We start from the raw sequence: 16,019 nt of genomic DNA, 5'->3' as shown, positions 1-16,019 counted from the left end.
ATTGATGTTTCATCGCCGCGGATTGCTGCTGGGCGCAGGTGCGCTGACGCTGGCCGCCTGCTCGCCCCGTTCGGGCGGAGGCGCGGGCGGCGTGTCTCTATTGAACGTCTCCTATGACCCGACACGAGAACTATACCGCGCCTATAATCAGTTGTTTGATGCGCATTGGCGCGAGACCGGCCAGCCCGGCGTCAATGTCGAACAATCGCACGGCGGGTCAGGCAAACAGGCCCGCGCGGTCATTGACGGACTGCAGGCCGACGTCGTCACCCTGGCGCTCGCCGCCGACATCGACGCCATCGCCGAGCGCGGCCTGACGCACCGGGACTGGGAGACCAGCCTGCCGGACAACGCCTGCCCCTACACATCGACCATCGTCTTCCTGGTCAGGAAGGGCAATCCGAAGGCCATCAAGGATTGGCCCGATCTGGTTCGTCCGGGTGTTCAGGTCATCACCCCGAACCCCAAGACCTCCGGCGGCGCGCGCTGGAACTATCTTGCGGCCTGGGCCGACGCCATTCGTCGTCCCGGCGCGACCGAGGCGACCGCCACCGCCTATCTGCGCGAACTGTTCCGCCATGTGCCGGTGCTGGACACGGGCGCGCGCGGCTCGACCACCACCTTCGTCCAGCGCGGCATCGGCGATGTGCTGCTGGCGTGGGAGAACGAAGCCCATCTGGCGGTCGCGGAACTGGGCGCGGACAAGGTGGACATCGTCGTGCCGCCCTTCTCCATCCTGGCCGAGCCGCCTGTCGCCGTCGTCGACAAGGTGGTGGACCGCAAGGGCACGCGCGCCGTCGCCGAGGCCTATCTGAAATATCTCTACGAAGAGCCGTCGCAGGTTCTGATCGCCCAGAACTATTACCGGCCGCGCAATCAGGCCGTGGCCCAACGGTTCGCCGCCAGCTTCCCGCAGCTTGAGCTGGCCACCATCGCCGACTTCGGCGGCTGGACCGAAACCCAGAAGAAGCACTTCGCCGACGGCGGCGTGTTCGACAGCATCTACCAGCCGAGCGGCGGCGCGTGACATCCATTCCGCTGCCCCGACGATGGCGTTGGAAGGAGCCGAGCGTCCTGCCCGGTTTCGGCCTGACCTTCGGGTTCGTCGTCCTGTATCTGTCGCTGTTTCTGCTGATCCCGCTGGCGGCCCTGATCGTGCGTCCGTGGGAGTTGGGCCTTGACGGGTTCTGGAGACAGATCACCACGCCGCGCGCTCTATCCGCCCTGCAGCTCAGTTTCTACACCGCGGGCGTCGCCGCCCTGATCAACGCCGTCATGGGCCTGCTGCTGGCCTGGGCGCTGGTGCGCTATGATTTTCCGGGCAAGCGGATCATCGACGCCCTGGTCGATCTGCCCTTCGCCCTGCCGACCGCCGTCGCGGGCATCGCCCTGACCGCCATCTATGCGCCGAACGGGCCCATCGGCGCGTGGTTCAATGATGTGGGCATCCGCATCGCCTACACCCCAATCGGCATTCTGCTGGCCCTGGTGTTCGTCGGCCTGCCCTTCGTCGTCCGATCCGTCCAGCCGGTGCTGGAGGACGTGGATCATGAAGTCGAAGAGGCCGCCGAGACACTGGGCGCCAGCCCCTTCCAGCGGGCGCGTCTGGTCATCCTGCCCGCTGTCCTGCCCGCTCTGATCTCTGGCGCAGGCCTGGCCTTCGCGCGGGCGGTTGGGGAATACGGATCGGTCATCTTCATCGCCGGCAACATGCCGCTGAAATCCGAGATCGCGCCCCTGCTGATCGTGATCCAGTTGGAGCAGTTCAACTATGCAGGCGCGGCGGCCATCGGTCTGGCCATGCTGGGTCTGTCCTTCCTGATCCTGCTGGTCATGAACGGGTTGCAGACCCTGTTGCTGCGTCGAGGCCGCAAATGAGCGCCGTGCGCAGATCACCGGTGCGGGGCGCCGCGCCCTTCATCATCGGCATCGGCCTGTTGTGGCTGGCGGTGATCGTGCTGCTGCCGCTGGGCATGGTCTTCGCCGAGGCCTTCCGCAAAGGCGTCGAAGGTTTTCTGAAGGCGTTCGACGAACCGGACGCCTGGGCCGCTGTGCGTCTGACCCTGTTGGTCGCGGCCATATCCGTGCCGCTGAACGCCCTGTTCGGCTTAGCCGCCGCCTGGTGCGTCACCCGGTATGAGTTTCGCGGCAAGGCCCTGTTGACCACGCTTATCGACCTGCCCTTCTCGATCTCGCCCGTCATCTCCGGCCTGGTCTGGGTGCTGTTATTCGGCTCGGCAGGCTGGTTCGCGCCCCTGCTGGATGCCTTGGGCATACGGATCATCTTCACCGTGACGGGGCTGGTGCTGGCCACCATTCTGGTCACCCTGCCCTTCGTTGCGCGCGAGCTGATCCCGCTGATGCAGCAGCAGGGTGCGGATGAGGAACTGGCGGCGGTGACCCTTGGCGCCGGGCCGTGGGCCATCTTCTCCAAGATCACCCTGCCGAACGTGCGCTGGGCGCTGCTGTACGGGGTGTTGCTGTGCAACGCCCGGGCGATGGGCGAGTTCGGGGCCGTGTCGGTCGTCTCGGGCCACATCCGGGGCCTGACCAACACCCTGCCTCTGCACGTCGAGATTCTTTACAACGAATATGACTTCGTCGGCGCCTTTGCGACCGCCACGGTGCTGGCGGGACTGGCCCTGATCACCCTGCTGATCAAGAGCCTGCTGGAATGGCGCTTCGCCGACGAACTCGCCGCCACGAGGCGCCACTGAATGCCGCTGACGATCAAGAACCTGAGCAAGAGTTTTCGGGGTTTCACCGCCCTGCGCAACGTCGACCTGGAGGTCGGCGACGGCGAGTTCCTGGCCCTGCTCGGCCCATCCGGCTCGGGCAAGACCACCCTGCTGCGCATCATGGCCGGGTTGGAGCAGCCAGAGGCGGGATCGGTCACCTTCGATGGGGAGGACTTCCTGGCCCAAACCCCGCGCGAGCGTCGGGTCGGTCTGGTCTTCCAGCATTACGCCCTGTTCCGCCACATGACGGTGGCCGACAACATCGCATTCGGCCTGAATGTGCGGCCGGGCAAAGACCGCCCATCGAAATCCGCCATCAGGGAACGGGTCGCAGAGCTGTTGCGGCTGGTTCAGTTGGAAGACCTGGGCAAACGCTATCCGGCCCAACTTTCGGGCGGCCAGCGCCAACGCGTCGCCCTGGCCCGCGCCCTGGCCATCCAGCCGCGCCTGCTGCTGCTGGACGAACCGTTCGGCGCGCTGGACGCCAAGGTGCGGCGTGAACTGCGGCGCTGGCTGCGGCACATCCACGATGAGACCGGCGTCACGACCGTCTTCGTCACCCACGATCAGGAAGAAGCGCTGGACCTGGCGGACCGTGTCGCCATCCTGAAGGATGGCCATATTGAACAGGTCGACACGCCGCTGGACCTGTACCAGCACCCGTCCTCCGCCTTCGTCCACGACTTCCTGGGCGGCGCCGTCCACCTGCCTGCAAAGGTTCAGGATGGCGTTCTGACCGTCGATGGCTGGACGACAGATGCGCCAGAGGACGCCCCCGCGGGTGGTGTCATTCTGGCCGTGCGCGGCGAAGATCTGATCCTGAGCGAACAAGGCATAACCGCCAGCATCGTGACCCTCAGCCCGCGCGGCCCGCGCACCCGGATCGGCATCGAGATTGAGGGACAGGCGCTGGATCTGGAGCGCCCCGCGCATGATCCGCTGTCGAAACTCAGCGTTGGCCAAACAGTGCGGGTTCGCCCCGATCTGATCCATCTGTTCAAAAGCTGAGGCCTGAGCGACATTTGCAGGGATTGACGGTTCCGGCTGATTGGATGAAAGCAAACACTTAGGCGCACCCGATTTTTCGGAAACTCGCTAAGCCAGCGTTCGCGTCACCACCGCTCGACCATCTGGGGACATGGCCGAAAACACGAACAAGCTGGGACACAAGATCGGCGCACGCGGCGGACGCACGCGGCAGGCGATCCTCGACGCGACCCGCCAGCTTTTGAACGAGCGCCATTACGGTGAAATCCGCGTCGCTGATCTGGCGGCCCGCGCTGGTGTCTCGCCGTCGAATTTCTACACCTATTTCAAGACGGTGGAGGAGCCGGTTCTGGCGCTGTGCGAAGCCGCCGCCGCCGACTTCCAGGGGCTGTCCAGTCATTTCCAGGCCGACTGGCCGGGCGACAAGGCCTTCGCCATCGGGCGGGCCTTCATTCTCGACATCATGGAGATCTGGCGCACTCACGGCCAGGTTCTGCGCGTTGAGCATATGCTGGCGGACAATGGCGACGCCGCCTTTGTCGAAAGTCGAGTGCGCCGCCTGCGCCGTCTTCACCTGGCCATCGAGCGTCGCGTCGCCCAGGCCCATGCCAGCGGCCTGCATCCCAAGGACTACAGCCCGCGACTGGCTTCGTACCAGATCGCGTCCATCGCGGAATCGACGGCGGCCAGTTTCGACCTGTTGCGGCGCGCCGACACGCCAGAGGCCATTCTGGACACGGCGGCGATCATCATCGTCAAGCTGACGACCGGCCGCTGATCATACCGGCGGGCGGCGTCAGCCCCCGCCCATCGACACCGCGACATGATAGGTCACGAACGAGGCCAGATAGGCCAGACCGAACATGTAGCCGATCATCACCCAGGTCCATTTCAGCGAGTTCGTCTCACGACGCACCACGCCCAACGTCGCCACGCACTGCGGCGCGAAGATGTACCAGGCCAGGAACGACAGCGCCGTCGCCAGCGACCAGTGCTGGGCCAGGGTCGAGGCCAGAAGGCCCGTCGCATTCTCGGCGTCCGCAATGGCGTAGGTGGTGCCCAGGGCCGCCACCGCCACCTCACGCGCGGCCATGCCGGGGATCAGGGCGATGACCATCTGCCAGTTGAAGCCGATGGGCGCGAAGATCGGCTCCAGCGCCCGGCCCAGCATGCCCGCGAACGAATAGTCGATGGCCGGCAGGGTCGCGTTCTCGGGCGGATAGGGGAAGGTCGCCAGCACCCACAGAATGACCACAGCGGGCAGGATGATCCGCCCCGCCCGCGTCAGGAATATCTTGGCCCGGAGCCACAGGTTGAAGCCGACGCTTTTCAGGTCAGGAACCTTGTAGGTGGGCAGCTCCATCATGAAGGGCTCGACCGCGCCCCTCCAGAAGATCTTGCGAATGACCAAGGACACGATCAGGGCGCTGAAGATGCCGGCTGCATAGAGGCCGAACATCACAACGCCCTGCAGGTTGGCGAAGCCCCACACTGTCTCGTTGGGAATGAAGGCGGCGATGATCAGCGTATAGACCGGGATGCGCGCCGAGCAGGTCATCAGCGGGGCCACCAGAATGGTGGTCAGCCGGTCGCGCTTTGAATCGATCACCCGGGCCGCCATCACGCCGGGAATGGCGCAGGCGAAGCTGGACAACAGCGGAATGAAGGCCCGCCCATGCAGGCCCGCCCCGCCCATGATCTTGTCCATCAGGAAGGCCGCGCGGGCCATATAGCCGAAGTCTTCCAGCGCAATGATGAACAGGAACAGGATCAGGATCTGCGGCAGGAAGACCAGCACGCTGCCGACGCCGGAAATGACGCCGTCCACGATCAGGCTCTGCAACAGACCGTCAGGCAGGATGGCCGCGACCATTTCCCCGATCCAGCCGATGCCGCCCTCGATGCCGTCCATCAGGGGCGCGGCCCAACTGAACACGGCCTGGAACATGACGAACAGAATGGCCATCAGGATCAACATCCCGCCGACCGGATGCAGCAGGACGGAATCGATCTTGCCGGTCAGGGTGTCAGGCCGCTCGGGCGGGCGTACACAGGCCTTCATGATCCGCTCGGCCTCGCGTGCGGCGGAACGCAGGGCGGCGGCGTCGGGGCTATGCCATTGGCTTTCAGACAGTGCGGCGACATCCACCTGCTGTTCGACGGCGGCGATCAGATCGTCGATCCCCCGCTTGCGCGTGGCGACCGTGGTGATGATCGGCACGCCCAGTTCGGCGCCCAGCTTCTCCAGATCGATCCGCAGGCCCTGACGCTGGGCGATGTCGTACATGTTCAGCGCCAGCACCATCGGACGCCCGACAGCCTTCAGCTCCAGGATCAGGCGCAGCACCAGACGCAGATTCGTGGCGTCGGCGACGCAGACCACCACATCCGGCGGTGTTTCGCCCGCAAGACGGCCCAGAATAGCGTCGCGGGTGACCTCTTCATCCGGGCTGCGGGCGCGCAGGGAATAGGTGCCGGGCAGATCCAGCACCGACAGGGTGCGGCCCGATGCGGCGCGGATCAGGCCTTCTTTCCGTTCGACCGTGACACCGGCGTAGTTGGCGACCTTCTGGTGCGCGCCGGTCAGGGCGTTGAACAGGGCGGTCTTGCCGCTGTTGGGATTGCCGACCAGGGCGACGCGGGCGGCTTTCAGCGCAACATCCATCAGGCGGCGTCCAACTGGATCATCAGGCTTTCGGCTTCGTGGCGACGCAAGGCAACCCGCATGTCGTCCACCTTCATGGCGATGGGGTCACGTCCGAACAGGCCCTCATGCAGCAGTTCGACATGGGCGCCTTCGACGAAGCCCAGCTCCAGCAGGCGGCGCTCCAGTTCGACCGCGTCGGCCTGGTGATGGCAATGGGCGCCGACCTGGACGATCACTCCGCGATCGCCGCGACGGGCCTGACTCAGCTTGATGGTGTCGGTCAAATCTACGCTCGCACGGAAGGGCGGCGCACCCCTGCGGCCCTATATTCAGTGACAGTGATTATCAGCCGCGCGCGCCCCGCGCCAGCAGGACAGCTTGCCCAATTGCCGCGCTGGACGATTGCGGTATCAGGGGCCAAACAGGAACCGCCATGAACCGCTTCGCCCCGCTTGCCGCCGCCCCGATCCTGATGCTCGCCGCCTGCGGCAATGGCGGAGCGGACACGTCCTCTGCGCCCGCCGCCGCGCCGGCCAAACCGGCCCGCGTTCTGTCCGATGCGGAAAAGGCGACGCTGCTGGCGTCCCTGCCCGCACCGTACAACGAAGGTGATCTGGAGAATGGCCGCCGCGCCTTCGCCCGCTGCCGCTCCTGCCATACCATTGGCGAAGGCGGACCGGACATGGCGGGTCCGAACCTGTACGGCGTCTTTGGCCGTAAGGCGGGCGAGCGTCCCCGCTACAGCTACTCCAACGCCATGCGGACCGCGGACTTCACCTGGGACGCCGAAAAGCTGGATCACTGGCTCCAGAACCCGCGCACCTTCCTGCCGGGCAACAAGATGACCTTCCCCGGCCTGCCCGACGACAAGGACCGCCGCGACGTCATCGCCTTCCTGAAGGTGGAGACGGGCTACCAGGCGGAACCTGCACCAGCGCCCGCTTCCTGAGGGCCGAAGCCTATTCCACCGGAATAGGCTTCTCGCCGCCCCGCTCCAGTTCCTGGGCTTCCCATTCCTCGATCTTGCGGGCCGTCCACTCGGGCGACTTGGTGAAGCGCGCCAGAACGCCATAGATCACCGGCACCACGAACAGGGTCAGCACCGTGGCGAACATGGCGCCGGTGAAGATCACCACGCCGATGGTCTGACGGCTGCCTGCGCCCGCCCCCTGCCACAGCACCAGCGGCAGGGCGCCAAAGGCGGTGGCGATGGAGGTCATGATGATCGGGCGCAGACGCAGGGACGAGGACTCGATGATCGCCTCGCGGATCGACCGTCCCTGATCCCGCAGCTGGTTGGCGAACTCCACGATAAGGATGCCGTTCTTGGCCGCGACCCCGATCAGGATGATCAGACCGATCTGGCTGTAGATGTTGAGGCTGGACCCGGCCATCAGCAGACCAAACAGACCGCCCGCCGCCGCCAGAGGCACCGTCAGCATGATGACCGCAGGCGTGATCCAGCTTTCGAACTGGGCCGCCAGCACCAGGAAGACCAGCAACAGCGCCAGTCCGAAGGCCGCAACGACCGCGCCGCCCGCCTGTTGTTGGTCGCGCGCCGCGCCGCCCCACTGAATGGTCACGCCGCTCTGAGATTGTTTGGCGGCCTCGGCCTGCAGGAACTGGATGGCGTCGTCGATGGTCGTTCCGGGGTTCAGGTCCGCCTGCAGCGAGATCGACCGCTGGCGATCCAGACGGCGCCGATCCGGCGTGTCGCCCGTCGTCTTGGTGGTGACGACCGCCGACAGCGGCACCAACTGCCCGCCGCCGGTCGCGACATACAGGGCCTCCAGGTCCGCGACCTCGCGCCGGTTGTCGCGGTCGGTCTGGAGGATGACGTCATATTCCTTGCCGCCCTTGATGTAGGTCGTGGCGCGGCGTGAACCGAACATCGTCTCCAGCGCACGACCGATGGACTGGGACGACACGCCCAACGCCGCCGCCTTCTGCGGATCGACATCGACCAGCAGGCGTGGAGAGTTCGGCTCGTAGTTCAGGCGCGGGCGCGAAAAGCCGGGATTGGCCTGTGCCGCCGCCAGCATGGGCTGAAGCCAGTTGTAGATCTGGCGGTAGTCATTGCCTGTGGCGACCAGCTCGATGGAGTTGGAGTTGCCCCCGCCCCGTTGGAAGGCGCCGGGCGTCGAGGCGTTGACCTGCGCGTCCGTCTGACTGCGCAGCTTGCCGTTCAGCTCTTGTGCAATATCGGCGGCGCTGCGGTCACGCTTGGACCAGTCGGCCAGGTTCAGCACGGCGTTGCCGGAGTTGAAGCTGCCGCCGCCAAATCCGGGCGCGGAAATCAGGAAGGAATCCGCCTCGCCATTGGCCCGGTATTCGGCCAGCAACGGCTCCAGCCCCAGCATGATCTTGCGAGTGTAGTCGAAACCGGCGCCCTCCGGTCCGGCGACACGCACCTGAACCCGGCCCCGATCCTCGTTCGGCACCAGTTCATTGGGGAGGACCATGAAGATGCCCAGCGCGCCTGCGGCCACCAGGGCGATCACGGCGCCGACGCCGACCACGGCGATACGACGCCCCAGCAGCATGTCCAGCGAACGAGCGTAAGAGCTCTTGAGCCGTTCCATCGCCCAATCCACGCGCCGCGCCACCCATCCGCCGGTCTGGGCCGGTTTCAGAATCTTGGAGGCCAGCATCGGCGACAGGCTCAGGGCCAGGAAGGCGGAGAAGGCGACGGCGGCGGCGATGGCGGCGGCCAGTTCGACGAACAGACGCCCTACATAGCCGGGTAGGAACAGCAGAGGCGCGAACACCGACAGCAGCACGATGGTCGTGGCCACAACGGCGAAGAAGACCTGACGTGCGCCACGCTCGGCGGCGACCAGAGGCGGCTCTCCGTGATCCAGCCGTCGCTGGATGTTCTCGACCACCACGATGGCGTCATCCACCACCAAGCCGATGGCCAGCACCAGGGCCAGAAGCGTCAGCAGGTTCAGAGAGAAGCCCAGCGGGGCCAAGACGATGAAGGTCGCCAACAGGCAGATCGGCGCCACGATGGACGGGATCAACGCCGCCCGCAGACTGCCCAGGAAGATGAAGTTCACCAGGGCCACCAGCGCCATCGAAATGCCGATGGTGATCCAGACCTCGTCAATCGCGTGCGAGGTGAAGACCGAGTTGTCGGATCCGATTTCGATGGTCACGCCGGGCGGCAGGGTCGGCCGGATCTCCTCGATCATCTTCTTGACGCCGTCAGAGATGGCCAGGTCGTTCGACTGGGCCTGACGGGTCACGGCCAGACCGATCTGGTCCATGCCGTTGCCACGGAACAGGCGGCGCGCCTCGGCGGGCGCTTCCTCGACACGGGCGATGTCGCCCAGGCGCGTCACATAGGTCGGCTGCCCCTGAATGATGGCCGATGATCCGCTGCCTGATCCGGTCGCCACGGCATTGGTGACCGACGCCGCGCCCCGCACGCCGATCGGCAATTGGCGGAAGTCTTCCGGCCGCGAATAGGTTCGGGCCACGCGGACGGTGTAGTCCTTGTCCGTGGATTCCAGCGAACCCGCAGGCAGTTCGACGTTCTGGCTCGCCAGCGAGGTTTCGACGTCATTGACCGTCAGTCCGCGCGCCGCCATCGCCGTGGCGTCCAGCCATATCCGCATGGCATAGCGCTGCTCGCCATAGATGTTGACCGTAGCCACGCCCGGCACGGTGGCGATGCGGTCCACCAGGTAACGGTCGGCATAGTCCGTCAATTGCAGACGGTTCATGCTGGTCGAGCGCAGGAAGACGATCATGATCGGCTGACTGTCGGAATCCGCCTTGGCCACCTCGGGCGGGTCGGCCTGATCCGGCAGACGACCCACCACGCGGCTGACGCGGTCGCGCACGTCGTTGGCGGCGTCGTCGATCTTGCGGTCCAGCGAGAACTCGATGTTCACGTTGGAGCGGCCGTCACGACTGACGGAGGTGATCCTTTCGATCCCCTGAATGCCCGCCACCTGCTGCTCGATGGGCTCAGTGATCCGGCTCTCGATGACCTCGGCCGAAGCGCCGGCATAGGTGGTGTTGACCGAGACAATCGGCGGATCCACGTCGGGCAGTTCGCGCACCGGCAGGAAGAAGAAGGCGGCGGCGCCGATGACACACAGTACGATCGCGGCGACCGCCGCAAAGACCGGACGCCGGACCGAGACGTCGGAAAGCATCATTTGCGGGCGCCTTGCTGGGCTGCGCTCTGCTGACCCTGGGCGGCGCCTGCGACGCTGATCGGAGCGCCAGGCTGGATGCGGTTCAGGCCGGAGCCGACCAGACGCTCGCCCGCCTCGACGCCCGACAGGATTTCGACATAGCCGTTCTCGACCGCGCCAGTCGTGATCTCGACCCGCTGGGCGTTCGAGCCGTTCTGGCCGGAGGCGATGCGATAAACAAAGGCGCCTGCGCCTTCATATTGAATGGCGGCTTCGGGCGCGGCGACAGCCTGACGCTGACCCTGTTGCACCGCGACGCGCATCATCATGCCCGGACGGATGCGGCCGCCGGGATTGGAGAAGATGGCCCGCGCCGTGGCGGCGCGCGTCGTTTCATTGACCCGTGTGTCGATCAGCTCGATCCGCCCCTGGAACGGCTCTTCGCCATAGGCGTCGGCGGTGGCGGTGATCGGCGTGCCGGGCTGAAGGCGGCTGAGGTAACGCTCAGGCAGGGGGAAATCGATGCGAATGCTGGAGCTGTCGTCCAGGGTTGCGATCACGGCGCCCGGATTGATCAAGGTTCCCGGCGTCACAGACGTAAGACCCAGAGTTCCTGCGAAGGGCGCGCGGATCACGCGGTCGCCACGACGGGCCTGCGCCGCCTGCAAGGACGCCTGGGTCGTGGCCAAAGCCGTCTCTGCCTGCTCCAGCAGGATGCGCGGGGCCACGCCCCGGTCGGTCAGATTCTTGTAGCGGTCATATTCCCGCTGCGCCTGGGCGACCCGCGCCCGCGCCTCGATGACAGTCGCCTCTTCTTCGCGCGCCTGCAGTTCCACCAGAGGCGCGCCTGCCGACACCTGCTGGCCGTCAACGAACATAACGCGCGTGATCAACTGGGTCGTCGGCGAGGTGATGTTGACCGACTTGACGCCGCGCGCCACGCCCAACACCCGGATCTGGTCAGAGAACTGGCGCGTGCCGACCACGGCTTCGGACACCTGCTGCCCACGCGCGCCGCCGCGGCCAGCGCCCGGCCCTGCTTGCGGACCGTCGTGGGCGAATACAATTTTCAGAACCGCCGCAACGACCATGAGCGCCAGCAACACGCCAGCAGCGATCAGGAAAAAGTGCCGTTTAAACACGCGGTGTCTCTCACATGGTGAAGCCGCGCACGCTTAGCGACTCGGGGAACAGGCGCAACATTAAGTGTCTGTAATGAAGCGCCGAACGTTCTGAGTCTAACGTTGATCGGAGAGAAATCCGTCGCAAGTTCCGTCGCGTCAAAAACGCCGCCAGATCGCCAGGGTGAAACCGCGTGCAATCGGCGTCTCGCGACCCGCCACGGTTTCGCGCCACCCGGCCTGGACGCTCCATTCACCCAGGTCCCGCACCAGCGATCCCTCGATCGAAGCCCAGCGCGCGCCGCCGTCAGCCGCACCGCCAAACGCCTGTCCCATCACCATCCAATGGCCGCCGAACCGTCCGCCCACGGTGAAGTCCGCGCGCGTTTCATCAGGCAGATCGCTGCGCAGCCGCCTCGCCGCCTGGACCTCCACGAAGGCGCTGTCCAACCCCAACCGATCCGCCGCTTTCAACGACCGACCGGCAGAGACGCGCATCTCCCAGTCGCGCCCGCCGACGCCCGGCGCCGCGTAACCGGCGTTTCGACCCTCTCCCGCCTCGGCGTATCCGGCATACAGGCTGACGGCATTGTGATCGTCCCGCCAGACCTTCCATGTCAGCCCCAGTTCGACGGGACCGCGGCCCTCATAATCGACGAAGGCGTCTTCACCGCTCTGCCAGTCAGCCTTCAACTGCAGCGTCAGCCGATCCGTAAGACCATATTCTGCAAACAGCCCCACCGCCGCGTCCCTGTGCCGCGCAAGCAGGGGCAAGGTGTCGCCGGAAGGGTCGAAGCCTTCGTCGGCGCGCATGTCCTCGTATTTCACGATCACCTGTCCTTGGCCTTTCGGCTGGGTCCAGGCGCCGGCGGCGGCCATCGAGGGGATCAGGACCAGGAAGCACGCCCCGGCCCCCGCTGTCGTCAGACGTCGTAACCGGGCGACTTGCGATCCAGTTGGCGAAGCGCGCCCGGCCAGGCCAGGCCGGAGATGAAGCCGATCCCCCGACCCTGCTCCCTGGTTTCGTTCTGCGCCTCGTCCGGTGCGATCAGGACATGGTCGCGCCCGCCTGACAGCGCCGCGACCTGCTGCGCGCAGGCCCTCTCCAGGAAGAAGATGCCGATCCATGCTTGAGCCGCCGTTTCCCCGACCGCTAAGGTGCCGTGATTACGCAGCAACATCAGCGGCTTGTCCCCCAGGTCGGCGACCAGACGTTCGCGTTCGTCATGGTTCAGGGCCAACCCCTCGTACCCATGATAAGCAACCTGATACTGCAGTAAACACGCGTTCTGGCTGATGGGCAGCAAACCGTGCTTCTGGGCCGCGACGCCGACGCCGTTCACGGTGTGCAGGTGGACGACGAACTTGGCGTCCTCACGCGCCGCATGGACCGCCGAGTGGATGGTGAAGCCCGCCGGATTGATGAAGCTGGTCGTGTCCTGAACGATGTTTCCTTCCAGATCGACCTTCACCAGCGACGAGGCGGTGATCTCTTCGAAATAATAGCCGTAGGGGTTGATCAGGAAATGATGCTCAGGCCCCGGCACCCGCGCCGAAATATGGGTGAAGATCATGTCGTCCCACCCGTTCAGCGCCACCAGACGGTATAGGGCGGCCAACTCCACGCGGGTCTGCCATTCGGCCTCCGACACGCGGGTTTTCAGTGATGCAGCGCTGCCGTCGGCCATGATTTCCTCTTGTCATCGATTGCGCCTCTGTCGGGCTTTTTGTCAGCGTCCACCGGCTTGGAGACGGCGTCAAGGCGCGCAGAACAAGGCTGACATTACGTCATGCGGCAGCCGACGCGCGTAGTTAACCCGCCCTTCATGACCTCCGCCGTAGCGTTTGAACCTCAAAGCCCGTCGGGGGATGTGTCGTGCCTGCTGTCGTTCAAATGCGGACGCCCGAAAAGGCCGTCTCCGATCGGGACGGACGCGACCTCGTCGAACTGGCGCGCAGCCGCGACATTGACGACCGTCAACGGCTGCTCCTGTCCATCGTCGCCCTGTGCGAAGCTTCACCGCCCGAGAGCGACGCTGCTCCGGTGCTCAGTGAAGTCTTCCTGACCCTGGCGCGTCAGGCTGAGCGGGATGTGAGAAAAATCCTGTCCCAACGACTGTCGCAGGTCGACTGGGCGCCGCCCGCCCTGATCAACATGCTCGCGCTGGACGAGATCGAGATCGCGGCGCCGATCCTCGCCGCCAGTCCCCTGTTGCAGGACGCAGACCTGATCCGCGTCCTGGTTGAGGCGACCCTGGAGCATCAGATCGCCGTCGCCCGCCGTCCCTACCTGTCGGGTGTTGTTGCGGACGCCATCATAGATCGCGGCGACGCCGTGACCATGACGGCGCTGGCGTCCAACCGCACCGCCCTGATCACGGATACCTCGATGGGGCGCCTGGTGGATCAATCGCGCCGCATCGCGGGCTTGCGCGCCCCCCTATCCCGGCACCCGCGCCTCAGCGAAGCCCAGGCGCAACAACTGTATCAATGGGTCGGCCAGGCCCTGCGCCAGTCCATCGGCGAACGATTCCGCATTGATGATCAACTGCTGGACGCGGCCATACTGCAGGCCGCCGACGACGCATCCAGAACGGCGGGCGCTGCAGGCTGGCGCGCCATGTCTGCACAAGGCCGCCGAACAGAACAGGACGACCGACCGGAGATGGAGCGCCGTCTGGTCGACAAGTTGAAAACATCGGGCCAGCTTCGCCCCGGCCTGCTGGTCCGCGCGCTGCGCGAAGAACGCCTCAGTCTGTTTGAGGAAGCCCTGGCCGCCCTGGGCGGTTTTCCGATATCGGCCATACGCGCCGCCGTGCGCGCGCCCACCGCAGAAGCCCTCTATCTGGCCTGCGTCGCCGTGGGCGTGGATCGGGCCGTCTTCGCCTCCCTGCTGACAGAAGTGCGCAAATTGGCAGGGGGGCTGCCGACGGAAGCCCGGGGGAGCGCCAGCGCCATGCACCCTCAGGCGGCGGCGCGCGCCTTTCGCCAAATGATGGAAACGCCTTCTAACGTTTGACTTGAGCCGCCGCGTCGGTTCACGTCCGCCCGTGACCAAGCTTGAATCACCCCCTGCCCTGGCCTTCATCGCCAGCGACCGCCCGGAAGCCCAGGCGTCGCGACGAACCCTGATTGCGCGCTATGGCGCCGTATCCGAGGCCGAGGCGGATGTGATCGTCGCCATCGGCGGCGACGGCCAGATGCTGGAGACGCTTCACGCCAACCTGAAACGCCGCACCCCCGTCTATGGCATGAACCGCGGCTCGGTCGGGTTTCTGATGAACGACTATGAGGAAGACAATCTGCTGGAGCGGATCAGCGCCGCCGAGCGCACGGTCATTCACCCGCTGCAGATGGACGCCTGGACTGAAAGCGGCGAAGTGCAGACAGGCCTGGCGATCAACGAAGTTTCGCTGCTGCGTCAGACGCGCCAGAGCGCCAAGCTGAAGATTTCGGTCGATGGCCGGGTGCGTCTGGAGGAGCTGTCGTGCGACGGCTGCCTGGTGGCGACGCCTGCCGGGTCTACAGCCTACAACCTGTCGGCGCATGGCCCGATCATTCCGCTGGACGCCCGCGTTCTGGCGATGACGCCGATCAGCGCCTTCAGGCCGCGTCGCTGGCGCGGCGCTCTGTTGTCACACGGCGCCAAGGTGCGTTTCGATGTGCTGGAGCCGGGTAAGCGCCCTGTCTCCGCCACCGCCGACAATTTCGAAGTCCGCCGCGTCGCCACCGTGGAGGTGCGCGAACGTCGCGACGTCACCCTGACCATGCTGTTCGACGCAGGGCGCTCTTTCGAAGAGCGGGTCATGGCCGAGCAGTTCACCAACTGACCGGTCACGCCTTCTTAAGGGCGCGCGCTTAAGCTTTGGGCGATAGCTTTTGGAGATCGCCATGAGTAACCCGGCGCATATCAGCCGTCCCCCCAACACGCTTCGCATGAAGGTCGGCGGCGGGTTCAACATCAACGCCGACGCCATCGCCAAGGCGGAAGAGGCGTTGAAGGCCATGTCGGCCCAGTTCGGCCAGTGGCTGAACGACGAAATCACCAAGCTGGACAAGGCCCAGGCCGACATCCGCGAAAAGGGCTACACTCCCGAAACTGCCGAGGCGCTGTATTTCCGCGCGCACGACCTGAAGGGTCTGGGCTCGACCTATGAATATCCGTTGGTCACGCGCATCGCCGGTTCGCTGTGCAGGATGCTGGATGATCCGGCACGACGCATGACAGCCCCCGCCGTCATCCTGGACGCCCATGTCGACGCCCTGCGTGCCATCGTCCGCGACCAGATCAAGACCGACGAAAACCCCACTGGCCGAGTTCTGGCCGAAACCCTGGAAGCCAAGGTCGCCGAACACAGGGCAGGCTGAATATCGGGCA

15 protein-coding genes are annotated in these 16,019 nt (G+C 65.6%); 9 read left to right on the top strand and 6 right to left on the bottom strand.

Annotated elements, in window-relative coordinates; translation table 11 throughout:
- The first annotated feature begins 4 nt into the window (after window positions 1-4).
- The 5 genes from JKF87_RS13245 (at window position 5) to JKF87_RS13225 (ending at window position 4,503) form a co-directional block, all read left to right on the top strand.
- The gene (locus tag JKF87_RS13245) at window positions 5-1,027 is read left to right on the top strand and encodes a sulfate ABC transporter substrate-binding protein (RefSeq protein WP_201100360.1); all 1,023 of its coding nucleotides are present in this window, start codon (window positions 5-7) and stop codon (window positions 1,025-1,027) included.
- Window positions 1,024-1,878 (top strand): sulfate ABC transporter permease subunit CysT, encoded by an 855-nt coding sequence (cysT, locus tag JKF87_RS13240; RefSeq protein ID WP_201100359.1) that lies wholly within the window; start codon window positions 1,024-1,026, stop codon window positions 1,876-1,878. Before JKF87_RS13245 ends, cysT begins: the two co-directional genes overlap by 4 nt.
- Window positions 1,875-2,717 carry a sulfate ABC transporter permease subunit CysW gene (gene cysW / locus JKF87_RS13235; RefSeq protein WP_201100358.1) on the top strand — a complete coding sequence of 281 codons (843 nt, stop codon included), beginning with the start codon at window positions 1,875-1,877 and terminating at the stop codon, window positions 2,715-2,717. The genes cysT and cysW overlap by 4 nt, the downstream gene beginning before the upstream one ends.
- Window positions 2,718-3,746 carry a sulfate/molybdate ABC transporter ATP-binding protein gene (locus JKF87_RS13230; protein ID WP_201100357.1) on the top strand — a complete coding sequence of 343 codons (1,029 nt, stop codon included), beginning with the start codon at window positions 2,718-2,720 and terminating at the stop codon, window positions 3,744-3,746.
- A gap of 130 nt (window positions 3,747-3,876) precedes the next feature.
- Window positions 3,877-4,503: a TetR/AcrR family transcriptional regulator gene (locus JKF87_RS13225; protein WP_201100356.1), complete on the top strand. Its 627-nt coding sequence runs from the start codon at window positions 3,877-3,879 to the stop codon at window positions 4,501-4,503.
- 18 nt (window positions 4,504-4,521) lie between these two features.
- On the opposite strand, the gene feoB is transcribed toward JKF87_RS13225, so the two are convergent.
- Together feoB and JKF87_RS13215 are read right to left on the bottom strand one after the other, a co-directional pair.
- Window positions 4,522-6,390 (bottom strand): ferrous iron transporter B, encoded by a 1,869-nt coding sequence (gene feoB / locus JKF87_RS13220; RefSeq protein WP_201100355.1) that lies wholly within the window; start codon window positions 6,388-6,390, stop codon window positions 4,522-4,524.
- On the bottom strand, window positions 6,390-6,656 hold the full coding sequence (locus JKF87_RS13215) for a FeoA family protein (protein ID WP_201100354.1): 267 nt from the start codon (window positions 6,654-6,656) through the stop codon (window positions 6,390-6,392). Before JKF87_RS13215 ends, feoB begins: the two co-directional genes overlap by 1 nt.
- Before the next feature lie 149 nt (window positions 6,657-6,805).
- Here JKF87_RS13215 and JKF87_RS13210 point away from each other — a divergent pair, with 149 nt between their 5' ends.
- Window positions 6,806-7,321 carry a c-type cytochrome gene (locus JKF87_RS13210; RefSeq protein WP_201100353.1) on the top strand — a complete coding sequence of 172 codons (516 nt, stop codon included), beginning with the start codon at window positions 6,806-6,808 and terminating at the stop codon, window positions 7,319-7,321.
- A 10-nt stretch (window positions 7,322-7,331) separates the two neighbouring features.
- Here the strand turns inward: JKF87_RS13210 and JKF87_RS13205 are convergent, their stop codons facing one another.
- From JKF87_RS13205 to JKF87_RS13190, 4 genes are all read right to left on the bottom strand, one after another.
- A complete protein-coding gene (locus tag JKF87_RS13205; protein ID WP_201100395.1) occupies window positions 7,332-10,538 on the bottom strand; it encodes an efflux RND transporter permease subunit in 3,207 nt (1,068 codons plus the stop codon).
- Window positions 10,538-11,662, bottom strand: a complete 1,125-nt coding sequence (locus JKF87_RS13200; RefSeq protein WP_201100352.1) for an efflux RND transporter periplasmic adaptor subunit — start codon at window positions 11,660-11,662, stop codon at window positions 10,538-10,540. The genes JKF87_RS13205 and JKF87_RS13200 overlap by 1 nt, the downstream gene beginning before the upstream one ends.
- A 138-nt stretch (window positions 11,663-11,800) precedes the next feature.
- Window positions 11,801-12,520 (bottom strand): hypothetical protein, encoded by a 720-nt coding sequence (locus JKF87_RS13195; protein WP_201100351.1) that lies wholly within the window; start codon window positions 12,518-12,520, stop codon window positions 11,801-11,803.
- Between the two features lie 44 nt (window positions 12,521-12,564).
- On the bottom strand, window positions 12,565-13,329 hold the full coding sequence (locus JKF87_RS13190) for a class II aldolase/adducin family protein (protein WP_201100350.1): 765 nt from the start codon (window positions 13,327-13,329) through the stop codon (window positions 12,565-12,567).
- Window positions 13,330-13,517: 188 nt separating this feature from the next.
- Between JKF87_RS13190 and JKF87_RS13185 the strand changes: the two genes are divergently transcribed.
- The 3 genes from JKF87_RS13185 (at window position 13,518) to JKF87_RS13175 (ending at window position 16,009) form a co-directional block, all read left to right on the top strand.
- Window positions 13,518-14,660 (top strand): DUF2336 domain-containing protein, encoded by a 1,143-nt coding sequence (locus tag JKF87_RS13185; protein WP_307418005.1) that lies wholly within the window; start codon window positions 13,518-13,520, stop codon window positions 14,658-14,660.
- Between the two features lie 31 nt (window positions 14,661-14,691).
- The gene (locus JKF87_RS13180; protein WP_201100349.1) at window positions 14,692-15,471 is read left to right on the top strand and encodes an NAD kinase; all 780 of its coding nucleotides are present in this window, start codon (window positions 14,692-14,694) and stop codon (window positions 15,469-15,471) included.
- 61 nt (window positions 15,472-15,532) lie between these two features.
- Window positions 15,533-16,009 carry an Hpt domain-containing protein gene (locus JKF87_RS13175; protein ID WP_201100348.1) on the top strand — a complete coding sequence of 159 codons (477 nt, stop codon included), beginning with the start codon at window positions 15,533-15,535 and terminating at the stop codon, window positions 16,007-16,009.
- The last annotated feature ends 10 nt before the right edge of the window (window positions 16,010-16,019 follow it).

It is taken from the genome of Brevundimonas nasdae, from assembly GCF_016654005.1.
GTDB lineage: Bacteria > Pseudomonadota > Alphaproteobacteria > Caulobacterales > Caulobacteraceae > Brevundimonas > Brevundimonas nasdae.
This window is presented reverse-complemented; position numbering and strand designations above follow the sequence as displayed.

Coding starts and splice junctions, on each gene's coding strand:
- JKF87_RS13245 (WP_201100360.1), top strand. CDS start 5: ATGTTTCATCGCCGCGGATTGCTGCTGGGCGCAGGTGCGCTGACGCTG.
- JKF87_RS13210 (WP_201100353.1), top strand. CDS start 6,806: ATGAACCGCTTCGCCCCGCTTGCCGCCGCCCCGATCCTGATGCTCGCC.
- JKF87_RS13195 (WP_201100351.1), bottom strand. CDS start 12,520: ATGGCCGCCGCCGGCGCCTGGACCCAGCCGAAAGGCCAAGGACAGGTG.
- JKF87_RS13230 (WP_201100357.1), top strand. CDS start 2,718: ATGCCGCTGACGATCAAGAACCTGAGCAAGAGTTTTCGGGGTTTCACC.
- JKF87_RS13205 (WP_201100395.1), bottom strand. CDS start 10,538: ATGCTTTCCGACGTCTCGGTCCGGCGTCCGGTCTTTGCGGCGGTCGCC.
- cysW (WP_201100358.1), top strand. CDS start 1,875: ATGAGCGCCGTGCGCAGATCACCGGTGCGGGGCGCCGCGCCCTTCATC.
- JKF87_RS13225 (WP_201100356.1), top strand. CDS start 3,877: ATGGCCGAAAACACGAACAAGCTGGGACACAAGATCGGCGCACGCGGC.
- JKF87_RS13190 (WP_201100350.1), bottom strand. CDS start 13,329: ATGGCCGACGGCAGCGCTGCATCACTGAAAACCCGCGTGTCGGAGGCC.
- JKF87_RS13175 (WP_201100348.1), top strand. CDS start 15,533: ATGAGTAACCCGGCGCATATCAGCCGTCCCCCCAACACGCTTCGCATG.
- feoB (WP_201100355.1), bottom strand. CDS start 6,390: ATGGATGTTGCGCTGAAAGCCGCCCGCGTCGCCCTGGTCGGCAATCCC.